This is a genomic window from Flagellimonas sp. 2504JD1-5, from assembly GCF_053618295.1.
Map to the genome: position 1 here is coordinate 350735 of NZ_JBSIOU010000001.1, position 20286 is coordinate 371020.

Sequence of the window (20286 nt, forward strand, 5' to 3'; positions counted from 1 at the left end):
ATAATTACTGTATATTTGTTATCGTTAAACAATAATTTTATGAAAGACAACACCTATATCCTTAAAATAATCATTTATGGAGTACTGCTATCTTCCGTGGCAATCTTGTTAAATGATTTGCGTGATTTTAATTGGAACCGGTTTGAATCATTTCTTAACTGGAGCAGGACGGCTGACAAAAATGAAAATTGGTTTACTTCCCAAAACGCAATTGAGTGGAGCTACTATGCAGTTAGTGCCATGATATTCTTTTTTAGGGGCTATCTTATCTATGGCTTTACTTATTTTGTCTCTATATTAAATGAGGTTGAAGAGGGAAATTATTTTGGCGACAAGATCATTTCCCATTTTAAGAAGATTGGTAGGATCTTTATTACCTATGCCATCAATATTGTTGTTTTAAAGTGTCTGTTGGTCGCAATAGAAAAGTCAACCTTCAATGTATTTCAGGAAGCACGTAATGAGCTAATGTTACTTATTCCGTGTGGTTTAGGGTTCTACATTCTTGCCGAAATTTTTAAAAAAGCTAAGAACTTGAAAGAAGAAAACGATTTAACTGTCTAGTTATGCCCATAATTGTGAACCTAGATGTAATGCTTGCCAAAAACAAGATGAAAAGTAATGAGTTGGCAAAAAAAATTGGGATTACCACGGCCAACCTTTCCATACTCAAAACAGGAAAAGCCAAGGCAATTCGCTTTTCAACTTTGGAAGCTATCTGTAAAGAACTGGACTGTCAACCGGCAGATATTTTGGAATATCTAGAAGTGACACCCCTATAGTCCCCTCAAAGGGACATTGACTTCTGAAAATAAAAAAGCCGCTGCACTTCGACTTCGCTCGGTGACCGCGGCTTTTTAATCTATATGTTTGAATTGACTAATCTGCCAATACAATAACTTTGTTATCCTTCATTTCAATGGTGCCACTAGAAATGGATAAAACAGTTTCCCCATTTGCGCCTTTGGAAAACTTATTTTGAAAATCTTCTTCAATAGTGATATCTCCCTGCACTTTAACAGCCCCTTCTTGCAATAAGGAAACAATAGGTGCGTGGTTCTCCAACATTTGAAATTCGCCATTGATTCCTGGGACAGTAACCGAGGTAACTTCTCCCGCAAACAAAGTGGCTTCTGGTGATACAATTTCTAAATACATTTTTTCAAAGTATTGAGTATTGAGAAAAAAGTACTGAGAATTTCTAATTACTCACTACTAATCACTCAGTACTATTTACGCTTCAGCCAACATTTTCTCACCTGCCTCAATAGCATCTTGAATGCTCCCTTTAAGGTTGAAGGCAGATTCTGGTAGGTGATCTAGTTCACCGTCCATAATCATGTTGAATCCTTTGATGGTATCTTTAATATCTACCAATACCCCAGGGATACCGGTAAACTGCTCGGCAACATGGAAAGGTTGTGACAAGAAACGCTGTACCCTTCTTGCTCTACCTACTGCTAATTTATCCTCTTCGGAAAGTTCTTCCATACCAAGGATGGCAATAATATCTTGAAGTTCTTTATAGCGTTGCAACAACTCTTTTACGCGCTGCGCACATGCATAATGATCTTTTCCTAAAATCTCCGGGGTCAAAATTCTTGAAGTAGAATCCAATGGATCCACAGCAGGATAAATACCCAACTCAGCAATCTTACGTGAAAGTACGGTAGTTGCGTCCAAGTGAGCAAACGTAGTTGCAGGAGCAGGATCCGTTAAGTCATCCGCAGGAACGTAAACCGCCTGTACAGATGTAATGGAACCTCTCTTTGTCGATGTAATTCTTTCCTGCATCGCACCCATCTCTGTAGCCAAAGTTGGTTGGTAACCCACCGCAGATGGCATACGTCCTAGAAGTGCCGACACCTCAGAACCAGCTTGTGTAAAACGGAAAATGTTATCTACGAAGAAAAGAACGTCTTTTCCTTGTCCATCACCGGCACCATCACGGAAATATTCAGCAATGGTCAATCCAGAAAGGGCCACACGTGCACGTGCACCAGGAGGTTCGTTCATCTGTCCGAAAACGAATGTCGCTTTGGACTCTTTCATCGCTTTTTTATCCACTTTGGATAAATCCCATCCACCTTCTTCCATAGAGTGTAAGAAATCGTCCCCGTATTTGATAATACCAGATTCCAACATCTCACGAAGCAAATCGTTTCCTTCACGTGTTCTTTCACCAACACCGGCAAATACAGAAAGACCACCGTGTCCTTTTGCAATGTTGTTGATCAATTCCTGAATCAATACGGTTTTACCAACCCCAGCACCACCAAACAATCCAATTTTACCACCTTTTGCATAAGGCTCAATCAAATCGATAACCTTGATTCCAGTAAACAACACTTCTGTAGAAGTTGAAAGGTCTTCAAATTTTGGAGCTTCTCTGTGGATTGGTAATCCGTTGTCGCCAGTTTTTGGCAGGTTTTCCATACCATCAATAGCGTCTCCGATTACATTGAACAATCTTCCGTAAACGTCCTCACCTATTGGCATTTGAATTGCACTTCCGGTAGCATGGACATCAACACCCCTGCTCAAACCATCGGTCGAATCCATGGAAATGGTTCTTACCGTGTTTTCACCTATATGGGATTGAACTTCCAACACCAACTTAGTTCCGTCGGCTTTATTGATTTCAAGGGAATCGTAAATTTTTGGGATTTCAACTCCCGACTCAAACTCAACGTCAATGACCGGGCCAATAATCTGGGCAACCTTACCTGTAACTTTAGACATTACTGTGTTTATTTTTAATTGAATACGTGAGGAAAAAACTGCTTTTTTTCCGGCTGCAAAGATATACTATTCAGTTTGTAATAAGAAACTTAAAATTTGTTTTTTTAGCAACAAAAAAAGCATCGAAATTTTCGATGCTTTTGTAATTTCTTTTTACTTCTTGTCTATGGATTAATTGTCCATGAAACGTAATAGATAGATCCTATATTACCTGTACCCACCGCAGTAAAGTATTCATCGCCTAAAAGGTTAGATCCACCAGCCTTGAAAACTGATTTGATGCTAGGTACGGAATAATTGATTTGCGCATCCAACACAGTATAGGCTGGTACGTCGCCGTCAGCAAAAGATGCTTCCCAGAAATAGCTGTCGCTCCATCTGTAGTTAACGTTAAACCCAAAGTTTTTGAATAGTTCCGTATTTCCGAAAGAGGCTTTTACCTTATGTTTTGGAGTGTTAAAGTTTGTTCTGAAATCTGGGAACCTTGCTTCATCAAAATCCAATTCAGCATACGTATAGTTAACACCTAGGTCGAAATTTCCAAGTTTTGTGTCCACTCCAACTGTACCTCCATAGGAGTTAATGTCCACAGATGAATTGGTATACGTCTGGTAGGCTTGAAAATCTCCATTTTGAAGCGCAAGTAGTGATAACGCTCCGTCTCCTGCGGTACCATAAAAGGGAACCAATACGGTGACATTGGCAATGAAATCCTTATAGCTATTGTAGTACCCGCTCAAATCTATGGTGAATTTCCCAATTTGACCTCTATACCCAGCTTCCAGAGCTGTAATTTCCTCTGGTTTGATAAGAGGTGTGTTTACAGCTGTAGGGGCACCTGTTTGAACGGAATTCAATGAGAAAGCATTTTCATAGGCTGCTCTACCAGTAATGTCTACTGTAGATCTACCTATAACACCCTGTCCACTTTGACTCACGTTAAATGTTCTAACATCGCGATCCAAGTTGGAAGGGGCTGATCCAACCAAAATTGCTGCACCGGCGTTCAATCCAATGAACAAATCCTGCGTGGTTGGGTTTCTAAAACCTTGCTGGGCCGATATCCTAATATTATGGTTTCTCTTTTCACCAGCTGTATATCCCAATGAAAGTCTAGGAGAAACAAAGCCATCAAAGAATTCATTTTTGTCGTAACGAGCGGATCCTGTAAATTTCAATCGATCGTCCAAAAGCTTTTTTTGAAGCTGAACATAGGCGCCATATTCATTATATTTAATAGGACCATCTGAATCCGTGAAAATGGTACCTCCTGAATTCAATTCGTATTGTCTGTAAGATCCTCCAATCTGTAAATCAGCCCAATCGTCAATCAAATGTGCCAAATTATAGTTACCATTGATATGGCGGAACTTGGTGTTGTCGATAAACTTTGCCCCGGTTGTTAAATCCCCATCGTTGGTAACGGTATTGAACGCACTCTGGAATGCAGGTGTGCCAGGAATTAATCTACCTGTATCTGCCAACTGCCTGCCTGCGGCATGGGCAGCGACCGAAGCTTGCTCCCTTGTTAATCCTCCTTGCTGAATTCCTGCTAAGAAGGTTGGAATATAGGCGGTGGCATAATCCGTGAACCATGGGACATCATCTTTCCATAATCTATTTACGTTAATCGCAGTAAATCTTGTGTCGTATGAGTCACCTGCATTCTCAGTGGTGATGTATCCTCTTAGGAAGAAATTTTTGTTTCTAAACTCCAACTTATGCTGCTGAAGAATGAAGTTCTTTACGGAATATCGGTTTGCTCCTTGATAGATGGTATTTCCGCGTCCTACCCTTCCGTTATAGATGATTTCAAAATCATCGGCAAACGGTCTGTAGAAAATAGAGAAATCGGTCTTAACACTTTCCGCATCATAATCCAAAAGGTCACTTTCCGCATAACCTGTCCTTGAAATCCGTGCGCTCCCCACCGTGCCAGCTGGAAGTCCTGCAGCGGCATCAAAATTCAGTAAAGTGGAAACCTCGTCACCATATACATTAAGCCCGTTGTAATTTGGGTCGGTTCGATCAGCTCCCGGATTGTTCAAATCCAAAGTGTTCACGGCATGCCAATCCTCACCTTTTAAATAGGACAGATTCGCTTTTAAAGCCAGTTTATCACTAAAGGCATGGGCCACTCTTATTCCAAAATCATAATAATTATTGTCTCCGGCAGCAACTTGAGAAGTTATTCCCGTTTTTCCATAGGCACTTATTCCTTGGAAATCAAATGGACTTTTACTGTTCATAAATAAAATACCGTTGAAGGCACCCGCTCCATAAAGTGCGGAGGACGCTCCTGGTAGAATCTCGATACTTTGCACCTCCAATTCTGACATACCCACAAGGTTTCCTAAAACGAAGTTCAGACCTGGAGCTGAGTTGTCCATTCCATCAACCAATTGCAAAAACCTATTGTTCGCAAAAGTGGCAAAACCTCTGGTGTTAATCGATTGAAAGGTTAAACTGTTGGTATTAATGTCGACTCCTTTGAGGTTTTGTAGTCCTCCATAAAAGGATTCCGCGGTTGTGTTCTTTATTTCTTTCAATCCGAATCGTTCAACAGAGACGGGGGATTCAAATATACGTTCCGGCGTCCTCGAAGCGGAGATTACGATTTCATCCAAAATTGTTGATGCTTCGGAAAGGGTAATGGAAAGGGTTTGATTATTAGAGGTTACACTAGCCAGGAAATCGGAAAATCCTATGCTTGTAACTCGTAGTTGAAAGGGGGGTTGTTCAGAAGTATTAAAGGTGAAATTTCCATCAAAATCGGTAGTGGTTCCTTCTGCCTTTCCTACCAAGATTACGTTTGCTCCTGGTATGGGTTCGTTATTTTGGTCAACTACTTTTCCCTGAACTGTGGTCTGTGCATAAGCGATAACACCAAACAGCATGAGGGAAACAATCATTAATCTTCTCATCAGTTTTGTATTTGAGTTAATTAGTTTAAAGATCTGCTAAGTATTGGAGTCGGAAGATACATTTTTTTTCATTTGCTCACCACAAAATTGAAAAAAATTATGCATGCATAGTAATTTTTTGCTAAAAAAACCACGGTTTATCTATGGTTTTAACAAAAAAGGCATCGAATTCGATGCCTTTTCTTCATTTTATTAATTAAACCTAGTCACTCCACGGTAACCGATTTTGCCAGGTTACGCGGCTGATCTACATTGCATCCTCTCATCACAGCGATGTGATACGACAACAGTTGTAATGGAATGGTTGTCAACAGTGGAGATAAGCTTTCCGAGGTCTCGGGAACTTCGATGACATGATCTGCCAGTTCTTTTACCGATACATCTCCTTCGGTAACAATAGCGATGATTTTTCCGCTTCGGGATTTAATCTCCTGAATATTGCTCACCACCTTTTCATAATGTCCTTTTTTGGTAGCGATAACAATCACAGGCATTTGTTCATCAATCAATGCAATAGGTCCGTGCTTCATTTCGGCTGCAGGATATCCTTCTGCGTGGATGTAACTGATTTCTTTGAGTTTCAGTGCTCCTTCCAAGGCAACAGGGAAATTATACCCTCTCCCCAGGTACAAACAGTTGGTTGAGTCCTTATATATTTCTGAAATGTCCTCTACAATTTGGTTGGACTCCAACATCTTTTCCACTTTAACCGGAACACTTTCCAACTCCGTTAAGTATTCGTGGTATTTTGATTCTGAAAACACTCCTTTTTCATGGGCCAACTTTAGTGCAATAAGCGTGAGTACGGTAATTTGTGTGGTAAATGCCTTTGTTGAGGCCACACCAATCTCAGGCCCGGCGTGCGTATACGCCCCCGCATGTGTTTCACGGGCGATGGACGATCCCACAACATTACAAACACCAAAAACAAAAGCTCCTTTTTCCTTAGCCAGTTTAATAGCAGCTAAAGTATCTGCCGTTTCCCCAGATTGTGATATCGCAATTAAAACATCATTTTCAGTTATGACAGGATTCCTATATCTAAACTCTGAGGCGTATTCGACTTCAACAGGAATTCGTGCCAAATCCTCAAAAATATACTCCGCTACAAGACCTGCATGCCATGACGTGCCGCAAGCAACAATTATGATTCTATTCGCATTCAGGAATTTTTCCAGGTTTTGGTCAATCCCCGCCATCTTGATAATTCCTTGATCCGCCAACAACCGCCCTCGGTAGGTATCTAGAATTGCCCTGGGCTGTTCGTAGATTTCTTTGAGCATAAAGTGGTCATACCCTCCTTTTTCAATTTCCTCAAGGTTCAATTGAAGTTCAAGTATATTGGGATATGCAATGGCATCATCTTTTATCTTTCGCAGTTTGATTTCCTTTCCAATTCGTATAATGGCCATTTCTTCATCTTCCAAGTACACGGCATTGTTAGTGAATTCAATAAAGGGGGAAGCGTCGGAGGCAATGAAATACTCATTTTCACCAATTCCTATAGCTAATGGGCTTCCTAGTTTCGCCACGACAATCTCATCAGGTTTGTTCTTATCAAAAACGGCAATGGCATAAGCTCCAACTACCTGATTCAATGCAATCTGCACTGCTTGACCCAATTTAACACCTTCTTTTTTCTTTACTTCCTCGATAAGGTTAACCAATACTTCTGTATCGGTATCTGACTCAAAACTGTATCCTCTTTCTATAAGTGCTTTTTTTATTGCCTCATAGTTTTCGATGATTCCGTTATGAATAATCACCAAATCTCCTGAATTGGAATAGTGCGGATGGGAATTAGTGTCGTTAGGAACCCCGTGTGTGGCCCAACGGGTATGTCCAAGCCCCAATTTACCTTTGGTATCAATTGTTGCTTCTGATTTTTTCTTTAAGTCTTCGACCTTGCCCTTGGTTTTGGAAAGATGGGTTTCTTCTCCATCGAACAGTACTATTCCAGCACTATCATATCCTCGATATTCGAGACGTTGTAGGCCTTTTATAATAACAGGATAGGCATCCCTGTGGCCAATGTATCCAACAATTCCACACATAAGAAGAGTTTTAAGTAGTTATAATAGTTTGAGTTATCTGCAAATTTAGTATTACCATTGGGATAATTTGTATCACAACGGTTCTACGGCAGAAAAATTCTGTAAATGGTAGTAAAAAGTGTATAATTAGTTGGCTTGGGTGTAATAAATTTCCAATTTCAACTTTTTGTCCTCATTGCCGGGAGCGACGTTGCTTCCAAAAAGAACTGTCCCCAAGGGATTGATATTGGCCATAACCGGAACATCCAAAACTGGCTCTTGGGTTCCAACGGCCTCTGACACTGCTCCCACTCCAATGTTGGAAGTTAAGGTAAGGGCCAGTTTGGCATTTGTGGAATCCCTAATAATGATATTATTGATATGATCTGTAACTCGAATCGTGTATTTCCCTTGATTGTTTTCCTCTTTCAATATTCCATCGTACTCAAGAAAAAGCCCTAAAGGCTCATTAGTCACGCTATTTTCTGTGGCAGGGTTAAATATGAGCTGATTGGTTTCACCATTATATAAATAAAGACGTAGTGGCTCTTCCCCAACTCCAGCCGACTCATCCACATAAAACACCAAATTGGCTTCGTTAATTATCCAGTTATTGGATCGTATCTGGTTTATGATATCGGCACCGCCATTTTCAGTTTCCTCAAACAGTCTGATTTCCGCAAGAGTTCCTGCTCCTTTTACGTATATTCTCGAAGCGTTTTCGCCATTGTCCAACTCATTGGCAATGGGTAAAGGCTCATCCAAAAAAGTATTGACCGCATTTCCAGAAATAATCCCATTGTTATTAACCAAAAGATTGAGCACAAAATCCCGTTCTGCTGTCTCAATAACATCATCAGTTGCATTATAATCCTGAAAATTATATGTAATTGTGATATTTGCCTGTGTCAAATCCAATAAGAACATCAGTTCTTCCATATCGGATTGCCCCGATATACGTATCCCCCTTAAAAAGTCCCTAAAATTGGATTGGCTTAAGAGCTCTGATTTTCCTTCCTTATCCAAAATATTGGCTTGAAAGAAGTCGTTGTTCAAGGGTACTCGGATTCCAGGATTAAGACGAGTTCTCACCGTAGTGGATTCATCTACATCATCGGTATCTGGATCATCTTCATTAAAAAACAACATTTCCTCATCGCCAACAGTCACCGGACCCTCAAAAAGAATCTCTCCTTCAAAAGCAGTGAAATCGTGGTTGGAAAAATATTCTTGTGCTTCTTCGAAATTGGCACTTGGGTCTAAATCCCTCAGAAAGAAGGTACTTCTTGCCACTCTTAAATCAAATTCTCCTTGCCTGTTTCCAAAAATACTATCCAGATCAAATCTGTTTGGGAAAGTATTTGCAACAAAATCATCGCCCGTCCCATCCTCGTTTGCATCAAAGGGATTGGAACCTATAATACGTTCGTCATTGTCACTTACTCCATCACCATCCCAATCTGAATTGGGGTCATTCGGATCATCATCAAGTGAGTTTTGAACACCATCGCCATCATTGTCCCTTAATGTGGCGGGCGGCAATTGAAAGGGTATATAAAGAAATACTTCCTTTACGGTTTCATTTTCTGGGATGGTAGCATCCAGGTCATCTGAATCGGCAGCATCTTCCACATCTTGGGTCGAATCACCAAATCTTGGATCTCCTTGCCCTCCATTAGGCAATGTTAACTGCGATACGATACTGGCATTTCTTCGACCGTAAAATGGGTCATTGAACGTTCCCAATTGATATAGTGGCAACTGATTGGTCTGTACTGTAGCAATACCTTTATTGAACGCAAAAACGTCAAATGACTGTTTTCCCGTTGTAAAAGGTTCTCCTCCTACAACTCCTTCTCCAATAGTTCCCAATTCTTCCTCACAAGAAGTAATGATCAGAAATAAAGCTCCAAGTAAAGTTGAAACTTTTAAAATCCTAGAAAATTTCATGCAATTTATTTTAAAACTTCTGTTTGATAGAAATTTGTGTACGCTTCCTCCGCCTCCTGAAGAGAGACATAGGGCAATACTGGTTTGGAAAGATTTGCAATATGATTTTTCAAGTCCTCCGACACCTCTTCCGAGGCTAAAATAATGGCATCGGAATAATCGGCGGCAACTTTTAACAAATTATTATAGTCAGGCTTTGAAAGGGAAGAAATACTTTCCTTCTCAATACCATCAAAAGCAATTTTATCTATCATACCTTCATCAAGTTCACCTTCATAGGCCCGATCATAAATTGATGTTACTATTTTACTGTCGGCAAACAAGGGTTCATCTGCATAATATTTGCGTAAGTACAAGGGAAGCAATGAAGCCATCCAACCATGAACATGTATAATGTCAGGAGACCAGTTCAACTTTTTTACGGTTTCTACAACCCCTTTGGCAAAAAAGATGGCGCGCTCATCATTGTCCGGAAACAAATTCCCTTCTGCATCTTCAAACGTTGCCTTTCTCTTAAAATATTCTTCGTTATCAATAAAATACACCTGAATCCGCTCCCTGGGAATGGAGGCCACCTTAATAATTAGGGGCATGTCCATATCGTTGATCACCAAGTTCATCCCAGACAAACGAATGACCTCGTGCAATTGATGCCTTCTTTCATTAATATTTCCATATCTGGGCATAAAAATGCGTATCTGGCCCCCATTGCTGTTGACCATTCTCGGCGCTTCGTATGACATTAAGGAAACTGGGTTCTCTGGTAGATAGGGCACTAATTCAGAAGATACAAACAATATCTTTTTACCATTCATAAACACTTTCTTTTGCTTATCTGAAAAACGTAGCTGCAAAAGTACAAAAATTATGTCGATTAGCAGTATTTATAGTATTTTTGCACGCTTTTGAACCTTACTATGAAGGTATTTGATCAAAAAAAGGATTTAATTCCATTTATCTCGGCCCAGAAAGACAAAAATCAAAGTGTTGGGTTGGTTCCTACCATGGGCGCACTGCATCAAGGGCATTTGTCGTTGGTAAAAACAGCTCTTGAACAAAACGAGTTGGTTGTCGTCAGTATTTTTGTGAACCCTACTCAATTTGACAAGAAAGATGATCTGGAAAAATATCCCCGTAGTCTTGATCAAGACCTTGCTCTTTTAGAAAGTGTTTCAGAAAACATTGTGGTTTTTGCTCCATCCGCTGAGGACATCTATGAGGGGGAGGTAAAATCAGAATCTTATCAGTTTGATGGGTTGGACAAAGTAATGGAGGGCCGGTATAGAGAGGGACATTTTGACGGTGTCGGAACCATAGTTGGGCTTTTACTGGCAACCGTTTCACCTCACAAAGCCTATTTTGGGGAAAAAGATTTTCAACAACTCCAAATCATCAGGAATATGGTACGACAAAAGGAATTACCTTATGAAATAATTCCTTGCCCCATAGAGCGTGAACCCCATGGTTTGGCCATGAGTTCTCGTAACGAACGCCTGACAAAAGCAACAAGAAACGAGGCTGGTTTTATTTATAAAACCTTGCAGACTGCCAAATCAAAATTTGGCATAGAAAGTGCTATCTATATTTCAGAATGGGTAAAATCCCAGTTCGACAAAAATGAACTTTTGGAGTTGGAGTATTTTGAAATTTGTGATGAAGAAACATTGACCCCAATTTCAAAAAGGCAAACAAATAAAAAATATAGGGCTTTTATTGCCGTTTATGCCGAAGGCGTAAGGCTTATAGACAATCTAAGACTGAATTAACTAATTTTGCACCATGCAAGTAGAAGTTGTAAAATCTAAAATTCACAGAGTAAAGGTCACCGGGGCCGACCTCAATTATATTGGAAGCATTACCATTGATGAAGATTTGATGGATGCCGCGAATATAATTCGAGGTGAGAAGGTTCAAATCGTGAACAACAACAATGGAGAGCGTTTGGAGACGTACGCAATTCCCGGTCCCAGAGGTTCGGGTGAACTCACCTTAAATGGAGCGGCCGCCCGTAAAGTTGCGGTGGGCGACGTACTCATTCTTATTACCTATGCATGGATGGATATTGAAGAAGCAAAATCATTCAATCCAGCATTGGTATTTCCTAACGAGGAAACCAATCTTTTGAACTAGTTTTGAGCAATTCCCTCAAAAAATTTCTGAAAATTTTGGTGCCCATCCTAATTGGACTGGGATTGGTTTTTTATTCCTACACCTCAACAACCCCAGAAGATAGGGCCAGAATTCTCGAAGCTATCAAAAATGCCGATCCGGTTTGGGTGTTCCTATCCATATTCATTGGAATTTTAAGTCATATCTCAAGAGCAATTCGATGGAACTATTTGTTAAACCCGATGGGCTACAAACCAAAATTGCTCAATAATGTACTCATTATACTTACAAGTTATTTTGCGAATACCCTTGTATTGCGATCTGGAGAATTTCTGCGAGCAACAGCATTGAACACCTACGAAAATGTTCCTTTTGAAAAAGGTTTTGGCACTATTGTTACGGAGCGAATTGTCGACGTAATCATGCTTTTGGCAATAATAGCGGCTGCGCTTTTGGTGCAAACCGATGTGATATTGGGCATTTTAGAAGAAAATGGTATCGGCTTGGTGGGCTCTCTCGTATTGCTTTTAGTTGGAGTGCTTGGACTTTTCATATCTATACGTATTATTAAAAAATCATCGTCCAAGTTAGCGGTGAAAATAAAAACGTTCCTCAACGGTCTTTTAGATGGCGTTCTGAGTATCTTCAAAATGAAAAGAAGTGGTGCTTTTATATTCCACACTTTCTTTATCTGGGCATGCTATATAGCCATGTTTTGGGTGATAAAATTCACGGTGCCCGAAACAACTGAACTCCCTTTAGGTGCATTTCTGGTTGCATTTGTAGCGGGAGCGTTTGCGATGGCCACCACCAATGGAGGTTTGGGACTCTTTCCTATTGTTGTTACCGCAGCTTTATCCGTTTATGGAGTCAGCAAAACATCAGGTGACGCCTACGGCTGGATCATGTGGACCGCCCAGACCTTAATGGTCGTTGTTTTCGGGACAATATCCTTTATCATCTTGCCGTTATTGAATAGAAATCGGTAGACCCCGACCACATAAAACTTTGTCCAATGAAAAGATGTCTATTTGTTTTAATAGGCTTACTGTGCTTCAATTTGGGCGCACAGGTCAAAAAAGAAATTTTTGAATCCTTCAAGCTTCAAGAAAGAAGGGATGTTTCCTATTATTTCCCCGAAGATTATTCCGAAGATCAAAAATATCCACTTTTAGTAGTGCTTGATGCTGAATATCTTTTTGATATTGTGGTAGCCAACGCCAAATTCTATAGCAAACATCACAGAATGCCCCAAGCCATAATAGTGGGAGTGGATCAAGCTAAAAATGACCTTCGTTGGGAAGATTGCGATTTTGAACAGACCACAGGGCTTCCAACAGAGAAAGGTGCACAATTTTATGAATTTTTGGGCACTGAGCTTATCCCATATTTGGAAACCAGTTATAATGTAGCCCCTTTTAAAATGTTTATTGGATATGATATTACGGCAAACTTTGGAAACTACTTTTTATTCAAAGACAGATCGTTGTTCAATTCATACCTGTCAATATCCCCTGTGCTGGCGACAGAAATGGAGAGTAGGGTACCATCCAGATTGTCCGATTTAGATCAACAGATTTTTTACAACATAGTACTGGAAAAAGAACCCACAGAAGATAGGCAGAGAATTCTGCAAATGAACAATGCTATTAAGTCGATAGACAAAGAATCCCTGCATTACTTTTTTGACGAGTATGCCAACGCCGACCATGTTTCAATTGCCGCTTATGGAATAAGCAAAGCTTTCGACAATGTGTTCAAAATCTTTCGTCCCATTACTCCAAAAGAATATAAAACCCAAATTCTCACATCCGACGAACCCGTATTTAAATATCTCCAAGATCGATATGATATGATCGAAAGTCTGCTCGGTTTCAGAAAACCGGTGGAGCTAAATGATATTATGGCCATTTACGCAGCTTCATTAAAAAAGGAAGACTTTGAGTCTTTAAAGCCCCTTGCCGAAGTCTGCAAAAAACAGTTTCCGGGTACCATGTTGGGTTTTTATTTTGAAGGTGAGTATTACGAGCAACTTGGCGAACCCAAAAAAGCATTCAAGACCTTTGAAAAAGCATTTCAAATGGAAGAAATCGATTTTTTGACAAAGGATATGGCACTTGAGAAGATTGATGCATTAAAAGCTGATTTCGGTTACTAGATTACTGAATTTTTAGGTTAGAAGATTGGTTGGCGTCTATTTCCAACAATCAAATTATCTAAAAATCCATTCCTCCAAGAATCCATTCATCCCACCATCAAATTCCATATCTTTAGGCTCTTCTTTTAAAAACGAATGGCCAAGACCAAAACAGCCTTTTTCTGTCAAAACTGCGGTTTCCAATATCCAAAATGGGTTGGGCAATGCTCCTCTTGCAAGCAATGGAACACGATTGTGGAAGAAGTGGTCCAAAAAGAAGAAAAAAGGACTTGGAAAAGTGATTCCTCAGCAACCAAAAAAGCATCCTCACCGCTCCGAATTTCAGAAATAACCAACGAAAAAGAGCTTCGGTTAGATACAAAAGATCAAGAGTTCAACAGAGTTTTGGGAGGTGGACTGGTTCCTGGTTCCTTGACGTTGTTGGGAGGGGAACCTGGAATTGGAAAAAGCACCTTGCTTTTACAGATAGCGCTAAAACTGTCATACAAAACATTATATGTTTCTGGTGAAGAAAGTCAGAAACAAATTAAAATGCGAGCCGACCGCATTCATCCAAACAGCGAAAATTGCTATATCCTTACCGAAACCAAGACCCAAAATATCTTTCAGCAAATTGCATCGTTGGAACCTGACATTCTAGTCATCGATTCCATACAAACCTTGCATACCGATTATATCGAATCGGCAGCTGGAAGCATTTCACAAATTCGGGAGTGCACAGCGGAGCTTATCAAATTTGCCAAAGAAAGTCATACCCCTGTTATTTTGGTCGGTCATATTACCAAAGATGGCACTATTGCAGGACCCAAGATTTTGGAACATATGGTCGACACCGTTTTGCAGTTTGAAGGCGATAGAAATTATGTGTATAGAATCCTTCGCTCGCTAAAAAACCGTTTTGGTTCTACCGCCGAATTGGGTATTTATGAAATGCAGGGAAGCGGACTTCGTGAAGTGAACAATCCCTCCGAAGTGCTCATTTCCAAAAATGATGAGGATTTAAGCGGAACGGCTATCGCCGCGACCGTGGAAGGTATGCGCCCGCTTTTGATAGAAATACAAGCCTTGGTAAGCACTGCAGTCTATGGAACACCCCAACGTTCAGCAACCGGATTCAATGCCAAGCGATTGAATATGCTTTTAGCCGTGCTTGAAAAAAGAGCTGGATTTAAACTGGCTGCCAAGGATGTTTTTTTGAACATTACAGGTGGAATCTCTGTGGATGACCCCGCTATAGATTTGGCCGTAGTTGCCGCAATTCTTTCGAGCAATTCGGACATCCCAATTGAAAAAGGAGTTTGTTTTGCTGCTGAAATAGGCCTTGCCGGCGAAGTAAGGCCGGTTCAACGTGTGGACCAACGTATCCTTGAGGCCGAAAAGTTGGGTTTTACATCAATTTATGTCTCCAAAAACAATAAGATAGGATTAAAAAATACTGCTATTGAAGTGCATTTGGTTTCCAAAATTGAGGATGTGGTTGGCAGGCTTTTCGGCTAGCCCCTAATTTTCTTGCACACTTTTTTGAAGATATTCCGGTAAAAAAGCAAGCATCTTTTCGCGATTTTTATTGTAAACTAGTTTATTGTGGGTGCCATTTTTTTGATAGCTGAAATTATCATACAAATAGAACATGAGTAATCGATTGTAATCATCTAGGTTTTTATCCGATACCATTAGTGGCAACTCATCTTCAAAAATTGACACATCCTTACTTTCGGCTATTGCCCTACCCATTCTTCCTATATTTCCAAAATAGTGATTTTCTGCCACATTTTTGCTCCTGAAAGCCGTTCCAAAAATCAATTCCGGAACATTGATATCCAGTTCTTCAAGTTCCTTGATATAGGTTTGCCTAGCCTCCCAAGCATAACTGCCATCTGAAGCCCTGTTAAAATAATCATTTAGAACATTAAGATGGGCTCTAAGAAAAATGTCCCAGTTCAAGGACTCTCCTGCAAGTTGAGCAATGTTCATGGCATGAATTCTTGGACTATTGTCCATACTACATTGACCCACTACAACCCTATTGCGTTTAAGTTCTAGCGCGTTCTCAGTCGATAATAAAAAAGAAACATATTCCTCGAACTCATTATTGGAGTTTTTATTTTTTAGGGCTTCATTATATGCTTCATTCAACAATTTGCAAAAAATAGGGTCTTTGGAAAGTTCATTTTTAACGAACATTTTTTTTGACTTCTCCCATCGTTTCAGACTGTCAAATCTTGCAAGCATTTCATCCCTTGATAAATCCTCATTGGGATACGTCGCAGGTTTTTCTTTACCAAACCTTTGAAGAATATAGCTATTGAATTTTTCCATTTTTACCCTAGATTCCTTTTTATGTGAAAACCATCGGTTTTTGGATGCACCCTCATTGAAAATTTGACTTGTTGTATCGATCAAACATTCTGAATACAATATCATTCGCGCATATCTGTCGGGCAAATCTTTACTAGAAAATTCTTTTTCCAAATAGGTGACGTACACGTATTCCGAATTGGAAAAATCCCATATCCACAACCCCTTTTTTGACTTTTCGAAAGATGATTCCAATATTTCCAATGTATTACCAGTAGGCTGTTCTCGAATTCCAACTACCTGTTTCCCTTTATAATTCAAGTAGTGGCTTTTGGTGAGAAGTAACGGTTTGAAATTGTTGGAAATTCCATATTTTTTGACAAAGGCATCAACGGAAATATTATTTAACAAATCCGTTTTCAATTGATTTAAACTAGGCTTGGTCAGCACAAAAACCCTCCCTTTGGTCTGTTCCAGTGATCGATACACTTTTGTTAAATCACACACCTTAAATTCCTCATTTTTTTCTCCTACTACTGTCTTTAGCCGCTCCATTGCGTAGGGTGAATAAATAAGTCCATTTTCGTAGGTTTGGAACTCTTGTGAAAATGCAAAAAAGGACAATAACACTAGAACGGTGAATAGACTATTTCTCATCTTGATCGGTTTTTGTGATTCAATATTAGTTCTGACACAACAATTATTCCAATCAAAATGAGGGAAGTGTACTTTTCAATGAGTAATAGGTCAAATCAAGTCTTCCATCAAATATCGTGACAGCAATAATCTTTCTATATTTAGAAAAACATCCGTATGAAAAACTTTGCCTTCCCTGTTTTTCTGATTTTACTTCTTTCCATATCCTGCAACAAAAATGGAAAAGAGTCCATAATAAAGGAATATCACACCACTTGGCAACATTACTTGGGTGACCCTGGAAGATCTCATTATTCAACATTAAACCAAATTGATACGTCAAATGTGACCCAACTTAAGTTGGCCTGGTCCTATAAAAGTGGAGGCGTTGAGGAAGGTCGAACCACCCAAATTCAGACCAACCCACTGATCATAGACAGTATTTTATATGGGGTAAATGCCGCTAACAGCTTGTTTGCCATCAGCACAAAAACAGGTCAAGAAATATGGACATTTAACCCTTTTTCAAAAGGCAATTCAGGAGCTGGGTTAAGTCGTGGATTAAGTCACTGGAAATCCTCTGATGATAATCCCAGTCGGATTTTTTTCTCTTCAAAACATAATCTTTATGCCATCAATATTTTGGATGGAAAACCAATTTCTTCCTTTGGAAATGGTGGCAGCATTGATTTAAGGGATGGGCTTGGCAGAAATGCAGAGCAACTATCTGTAATTACCAGAACTCCGGGTACCATCTACAAAAATTTGTTGATTCAAGGAACCTTGGTCGGAGAAGGTCCTGGTTCTTCCCCCGGCCATGTTAGGGCGTATAATGTGTTAACGGGTAAAATCGAATGGACCTTTCACACCATCCCGCAACCCAATGAATTTGGATACGATACATGGCCAAAAAATGCCTATAAAACTGTGGGTGGCGCAAACAGTTGGGCGGGCATGGCCTTGGACATTGAAAGAGGTATTGTTTATGTCCCCACGGGCTCACCGGCCTTTGATTGGTATGGTGGTGATAGGTCTGGCGCCAATTTATTTGCCAATTCGTTACTGGCATTAAATGCCGAAACCGGAGAACGTCTATGGCATTTTCAAATGGTCCATCATGATTTATGGGATCGAGATTTACCAGCTCCACCAAATTTATTTACAATGGAAAGGGATGGCAAGAAAATCCCAGCGGTGGCCCAAGTGACAAAAAGCGGTCATGTTTTTGTGTTTAACAGGATTACAGGGGAGCCCTTGTTTCCCATTGAGGAGAAACCCTATTCTTCTTCTCCTTTAAAAGGGGAAGAAACCTATAAAACCCAACCGCTACCTACCAAACCAAAACCGTTCGCTCGTCAATTGTTGACGGAGGCAGATCTATATGACCCCAACAGGCCCTCATTTGTAGATGATCTGGTAGATAAAAATCAAAAAACAAACCCTCCAACGGTTCAGGAAAAATTTGTTGAAATCACCTCAAAGGGACAATTTACTCCCATTGATACTACAGGAACAATTTTGTATCCAGGTGCTGATGGTGGTGCCGAATGGGGAGGTGCGGCTTTGGACCCCCGAAGTGGAATAATGTATGTGAATTCCAATGAAATGGCTTGGATAGTTCGTATGAAGGAAATCCAAGAAAAAGAAGGGGAGCAGAGCAATATTGGGCAATCCTTGACGCAAATCCACTGTGCCCGATGTCATGGAGGTGATCTACAAGGACTGGATGCTATTCCCAATCTTCAAAACCTTAAAGAGAAGTTTTCCATAGATTCCATTTCAAGTATCATTGAAAATGGAAAAGGAGCCATGCCAGGAATGCCTAATTTGTCTGACAACGAGGTTAAGGGCATAGCCAACTTTCTTTTAGGAATTGAAGAAGCAACCGATCATAGGGCAGAAAAAACTGATGTTGAAGTGCCATATTCCGTAGCTGGATTTGGTCGTTTTAAAGATGATAGGGGCTTCCCGGTCGTAAAACCGCCATGGGGCACCCTAAACGCCATCGATTTGAATACTGGCGAATATTTATGGAAAGTTCCACTGGGGCACGAAGATGCATTGAAGGATCCCAAAATTCCAATATCAGGAACGGAAAACTATGGAGGACCTGTCATTACCGAGGGCGGAATCCTATTTATTGCTGCAACAAAAGATGAAAAAATCCGTGCTTTTCATATGAAAACCGGTGAGCTGTTATGGGAAGACAAACTTCCGGCAGGTGGTTATGCTACTCCTGCAACGTATACCGTAGATGGCAAACAATATTTGGTTATTTCTTGCGGTGGAGGTAAAATGGGCACTCCGTCCGGTGATGAATATCGGGCCTATGTTTTGGAGTAATTAGGGTGCCGGGTTCGGAATTGCGTTATGAATATCCTCAATTCCTTTTAACACCTCATCAGAAAGTTCAACATCGATACTACCAATGTTCTCTTTTAGCTGCTCCATAGTGGTCGCACCAATAATATTACTGGTCAAAAATGGTCGGGTATTGATAAAGGCCAATGCCATTTGAGTCAAGCTCAAACCATTTTCCTTGGCCAATTGGTTATATTTTCGGGTAGCTTCAGTAGCGGTTTCACCACTGTAACGGTCATAATGTGGAAATAAGGACAATCTTGCCTTTCTTGGGGCTATCTCATCCAAATATTTTCCACTCAACACTCCAAATGCCAATGGCGAATAGGCCAAAAGACCAATATCTTCGCGCATTGATATTTCAGAAAGGCCAACCTCATACAATCGGTTCAATAAACTATACGGGTTTTGAATGGTCAACATTCTTGGAAGGTCTTGGTGCACCTTGCTTTCTTCCAAATAACGCATGGTTCCCCAAGGTGTTTCGTTCGACAGTCCAACATGCCTTATTTTTCCCTCCGCAATCAAATCGCGAAGCGTTTCCAAAATTTGGTGGATATTATCTTCCCAAGGATCTATGGAATGAGCATTGAAACCACGCTGGCCAAAAAAGTTGGTGTTCCTTTCAGGCCAATGTAACTGATACAAGTCGATATAATCCGTTTGCAAACGTTTTAAGCTTCCGTCAACAGCGTCAATTATAGAGTCTTTGCTGAAACCCGTGGTTCGAATATATTTTGCGAAATCTGCCCTTCCCACAATTTTTGTGGCCAAAACCACTTTATCACGATTTCCCGTTTTTTTGAACCAACTACCAATAAATTCCTCCGTAACAGCATAAAGCTCTTTTTTCGGTGGAATAGGATACATTTCGGCCGTATCAAAAAAATTGACCCCTTCTTCAAGAGCATAATCCATTTGTTCATGAGCCTCTTCTTCATTGTTCTGACGCCCCCAAGTCATGGTTCCCAAACAGATTCTGCTGACTTTGATATCGGTATGTGGTAGTCTGGTATATTTCATTTGGATATGCAATTTGAGCTGGCAAAAATACTTAATCCATATTTTAGCTTGC

The 20286-nt window shown here is 40.3% G+C and carries 16 protein-coding genes; 8 read left to right on the forward strand and 8 right to left on the reverse strand.

All coding sequences use genetic code 11. From position 1 onward, the window contains the following. Window positions 1–39 precede the first annotated feature (39 nt). Together ACULLG_RS01565 and ACULLG_RS01570 are read left to right on the forward strand one after the other, a co-directional pair. Window positions 40–564 (forward strand): DUF2975 domain-containing protein, encoded by a 525-nt coding sequence (locus tag ACULLG_RS01565; RefSeq protein WP_452125009.1) that lies wholly within the window; start codon window positions 40–42, stop codon window positions 562–564. A gap of 2 nt (window positions 565–566) precedes the next feature. Further along, window positions 567–782: a helix-turn-helix domain-containing protein gene (locus ACULLG_RS01570; protein ID WP_452125010.1), complete on the forward strand. Its 216-nt coding sequence runs from the start codon at window positions 567–569 to the stop codon at window positions 780–782. Window positions 783–879: 97 nt separating this feature from the next. Here the strand turns inward: ACULLG_RS01570 and ACULLG_RS01575 are convergent, their stop codons facing one another. From ACULLG_RS01575 to ACULLG_RS01600, 6 genes are all read right to left on the reverse strand, one after another. Beyond that, window positions 880–1158, reverse strand: a complete 279-nt coding sequence (locus ACULLG_RS01575) for a F0F1 ATP synthase subunit epsilon (RefSeq protein ID WP_452125011.1) — start codon at window positions 1156–1158, stop codon at window positions 880–882. A gap of 75 nt (window positions 1159–1233) precedes the next feature. Then, window positions 1234–2742, reverse strand: coding sequence for a F0F1 ATP synthase subunit beta (atpD, locus tag ACULLG_RS01580; RefSeq protein WP_452125012.1), 1509 nt, complete (start codon window positions 2740–2742; stop codon window positions 1234–1236). Window positions 2743–2906: 164 nt separating this feature from the next. Next, window positions 2907–5666: a TonB-dependent receptor gene (locus ACULLG_RS01585; protein WP_452125013.1), complete on the reverse strand. Its 2760-nt coding sequence runs from the start codon at window positions 5664–5666 to the stop codon at window positions 2907–2909. A gap of 206 nt (window positions 5667–5872) precedes the next feature. Then, a complete protein-coding gene (gene glmS / locus ACULLG_RS01590; protein ID WP_452125014.1) occupies window positions 5873–7720 on the reverse strand; it encodes a glutamine--fructose-6-phosphate transaminase (isomerizing) in 1848 nt (615 codons plus the stop codon). A 126-nt stretch (window positions 7721–7846) separates the two neighbouring features. Beyond that, window positions 7847–9649: a DUF4270 domain-containing protein gene (locus ACULLG_RS01595; RefSeq protein WP_452125015.1), complete on the reverse strand. Its 1803-nt coding sequence runs from the start codon at window positions 9647–9649 to the stop codon at window positions 7847–7849. Window positions 9650–9654: 5 nt separating this feature from the next. Further along, window positions 9655–10464: a glycogen/starch synthase gene (locus ACULLG_RS01600; protein WP_452125016.1), complete on the reverse strand. Its 810-nt coding sequence runs from the start codon at window positions 10462–10464 to the stop codon at window positions 9655–9657. A gap of 102 nt (window positions 10465–10566) precedes the next feature. Between ACULLG_RS01600 and panC the strand changes: the two genes are divergently transcribed. The 5 genes from panC (at window position 10567) to radA (ending at window position 15413) form a co-directional block, all read left to right on the forward strand. Further along, window positions 10567–11415: a pantoate--beta-alanine ligase gene (gene panC, locus ACULLG_RS01605; protein WP_452125017.1), complete on the forward strand. Its 849-nt coding sequence runs from the start codon at window positions 10567–10569 to the stop codon at window positions 11413–11415. 13 nt (window positions 11416–11428) lie between these two features. Continuing rightward, complete coding sequence (gene panD / locus ACULLG_RS01610; protein WP_452125018.1) at window positions 11429–11779, forward strand: aspartate 1-decarboxylase; 351 nt, start codon at window positions 11429–11431, stop codon at window positions 11777–11779. 2 nt (window positions 11780–11781) lie between these two features. Next, on the forward strand, window positions 11782–12747 hold the full coding sequence (locus ACULLG_RS01615) for a lysylphosphatidylglycerol synthase transmembrane domain-containing protein (protein ID WP_452125019.1): 966 nt from the start codon (window positions 11782–11784) through the stop codon (window positions 12745–12747). Window positions 12748–12773: 26 nt separating this feature from the next. Further along, window positions 12774–13916, forward strand: a complete 1143-nt coding sequence (locus tag ACULLG_RS01620; protein ID WP_452125020.1) for an alpha/beta hydrolase — start codon at window positions 12774–12776, stop codon at window positions 13914–13916. A 135-nt stretch (window positions 13917–14051) separates the two neighbouring features. Next, a complete protein-coding gene (gene radA / locus ACULLG_RS01625; protein WP_452125021.1) occupies window positions 14052–15413 on the forward strand; it encodes a DNA repair protein RadA in 1362 nt (453 codons plus the stop codon). A 3-nt stretch (window positions 15414–15416) separates the two neighbouring features. Here radA and ACULLG_RS01630 read toward each other — a convergent pair whose 3' ends face one another. Beyond that, the gene (locus ACULLG_RS01630; protein ID WP_452125022.1) at window positions 15417–16871 is read right to left on the reverse strand and encodes a hypothetical protein; all 1455 of its coding nucleotides are present in this window, start codon (window positions 16869–16871) and stop codon (window positions 15417–15419) included. Between the two features lie 156 nt (window positions 16872–17027). Between ACULLG_RS01630 and ACULLG_RS01635 the strand changes: the two genes are divergently transcribed. Next, window positions 17028–19193 (forward strand): outer membrane protein assembly factor BamB family protein, encoded by a 2166-nt coding sequence (locus tag ACULLG_RS01635; RefSeq protein WP_452125023.1) that lies wholly within the window; start codon window positions 17028–17030, stop codon window positions 19191–19193. Here the strand turns inward: ACULLG_RS01635 and ACULLG_RS01640 are convergent, their stop codons facing one another. Continuing rightward, a complete protein-coding gene (locus ACULLG_RS01640) occupies window positions 19194–20234 on the reverse strand; it encodes an aldo/keto reductase (RefSeq protein WP_452125024.1) in 1041 nt (346 codons plus the stop codon). Window positions 20235–20286 lie beyond the last annotated feature (52 nt).

Excerpts from the sequence above, each read along its gene's own strand:
- ACULLG_RS01565 (WP_452125009.1), top strand. The coding sequence starts at position 40 with ATGAAAGACAACACCTATATCCTTAAAATAATCATTTATGGAGTACTG.
- ACULLG_RS01570 (WP_452125010.1), top strand. The coding sequence starts at position 567 with ATGCCCATAATTGTGAACCTAGATGTAATGCTTGCCAAAAACAAGATG.
- ACULLG_RS01575 (WP_452125011.1), bottom strand. The coding sequence starts at position 1,158 with ATGTATTTAGAAATTGTATCACCAGAAGCCACTTTGTTTGCGGGAGAA.
- atpD (WP_452125012.1), bottom strand. The coding sequence starts at position 2,742 with ATGTCTAAAGTTACAGGTAAGGTTGCCCAGATTATTGGCCCGGTCATT.
- ACULLG_RS01585 (WP_452125013.1), bottom strand. The coding sequence starts at position 5,666 with ATGAGAAGATTAATGATTGTTTCCCTCATGCTGTTTGGTGTTATCGCT.
- glmS (WP_452125014.1), bottom strand. The coding sequence starts at position 7,720 with ATGTGTGGAATTGTTGGATACATTGGCCACAGGGATGCCTATCCTGTT.
- ACULLG_RS01595 (WP_452125015.1), bottom strand. The coding sequence starts at position 9,649 with ATGAAATTTTCTAGGATTTTAAAAGTTTCAACTTTACTTGGAGCTTTA.
- ACULLG_RS01600 (WP_452125016.1), bottom strand. The coding sequence starts at position 10,464 with ATGAATGGTAAAAAGATATTGTTTGTATCTTCTGAATTAGTGCCCTAT.
- panC (WP_452125017.1), top strand. The coding sequence starts at position 10,567 with ATGAAGGTATTTGATCAAAAAAAGGATTTAATTCCATTTATCTCGGCC.
- panD (WP_452125018.1), top strand. The coding sequence starts at position 11,429 with ATGCAAGTAGAAGTTGTAAAATCTAAAATTCACAGAGTAAAGGTCACC.
- ACULLG_RS01620 (WP_452125020.1), top strand. The coding sequence starts at position 12,774 with ATGAAAAGATGTCTATTTGTTTTAATAGGCTTACTGTGCTTCAATTTG.
- radA (WP_452125021.1), top strand. The coding sequence starts at position 14,052 with ATGGCCAAGACCAAAACAGCCTTTTTCTGTCAAAACTGCGGTTTCCAA.
- ACULLG_RS01630 (WP_452125022.1), bottom strand. The coding sequence starts at position 16,871 with ATGAGAAATAGTCTATTCACCGTTCTAGTGTTATTGTCCTTTTTTGCA.
- ACULLG_RS01635 (WP_452125023.1), top strand. The coding sequence starts at position 17,028 with ATGAAAAACTTTGCCTTCCCTGTTTTTCTGATTTTACTTCTTTCCATA.
- ACULLG_RS01640 (WP_452125024.1), bottom strand. The coding sequence starts at position 20,234 with ATGAAATATACCAGACTACCACATACCGATATCAAAGTCAGCAGAATC.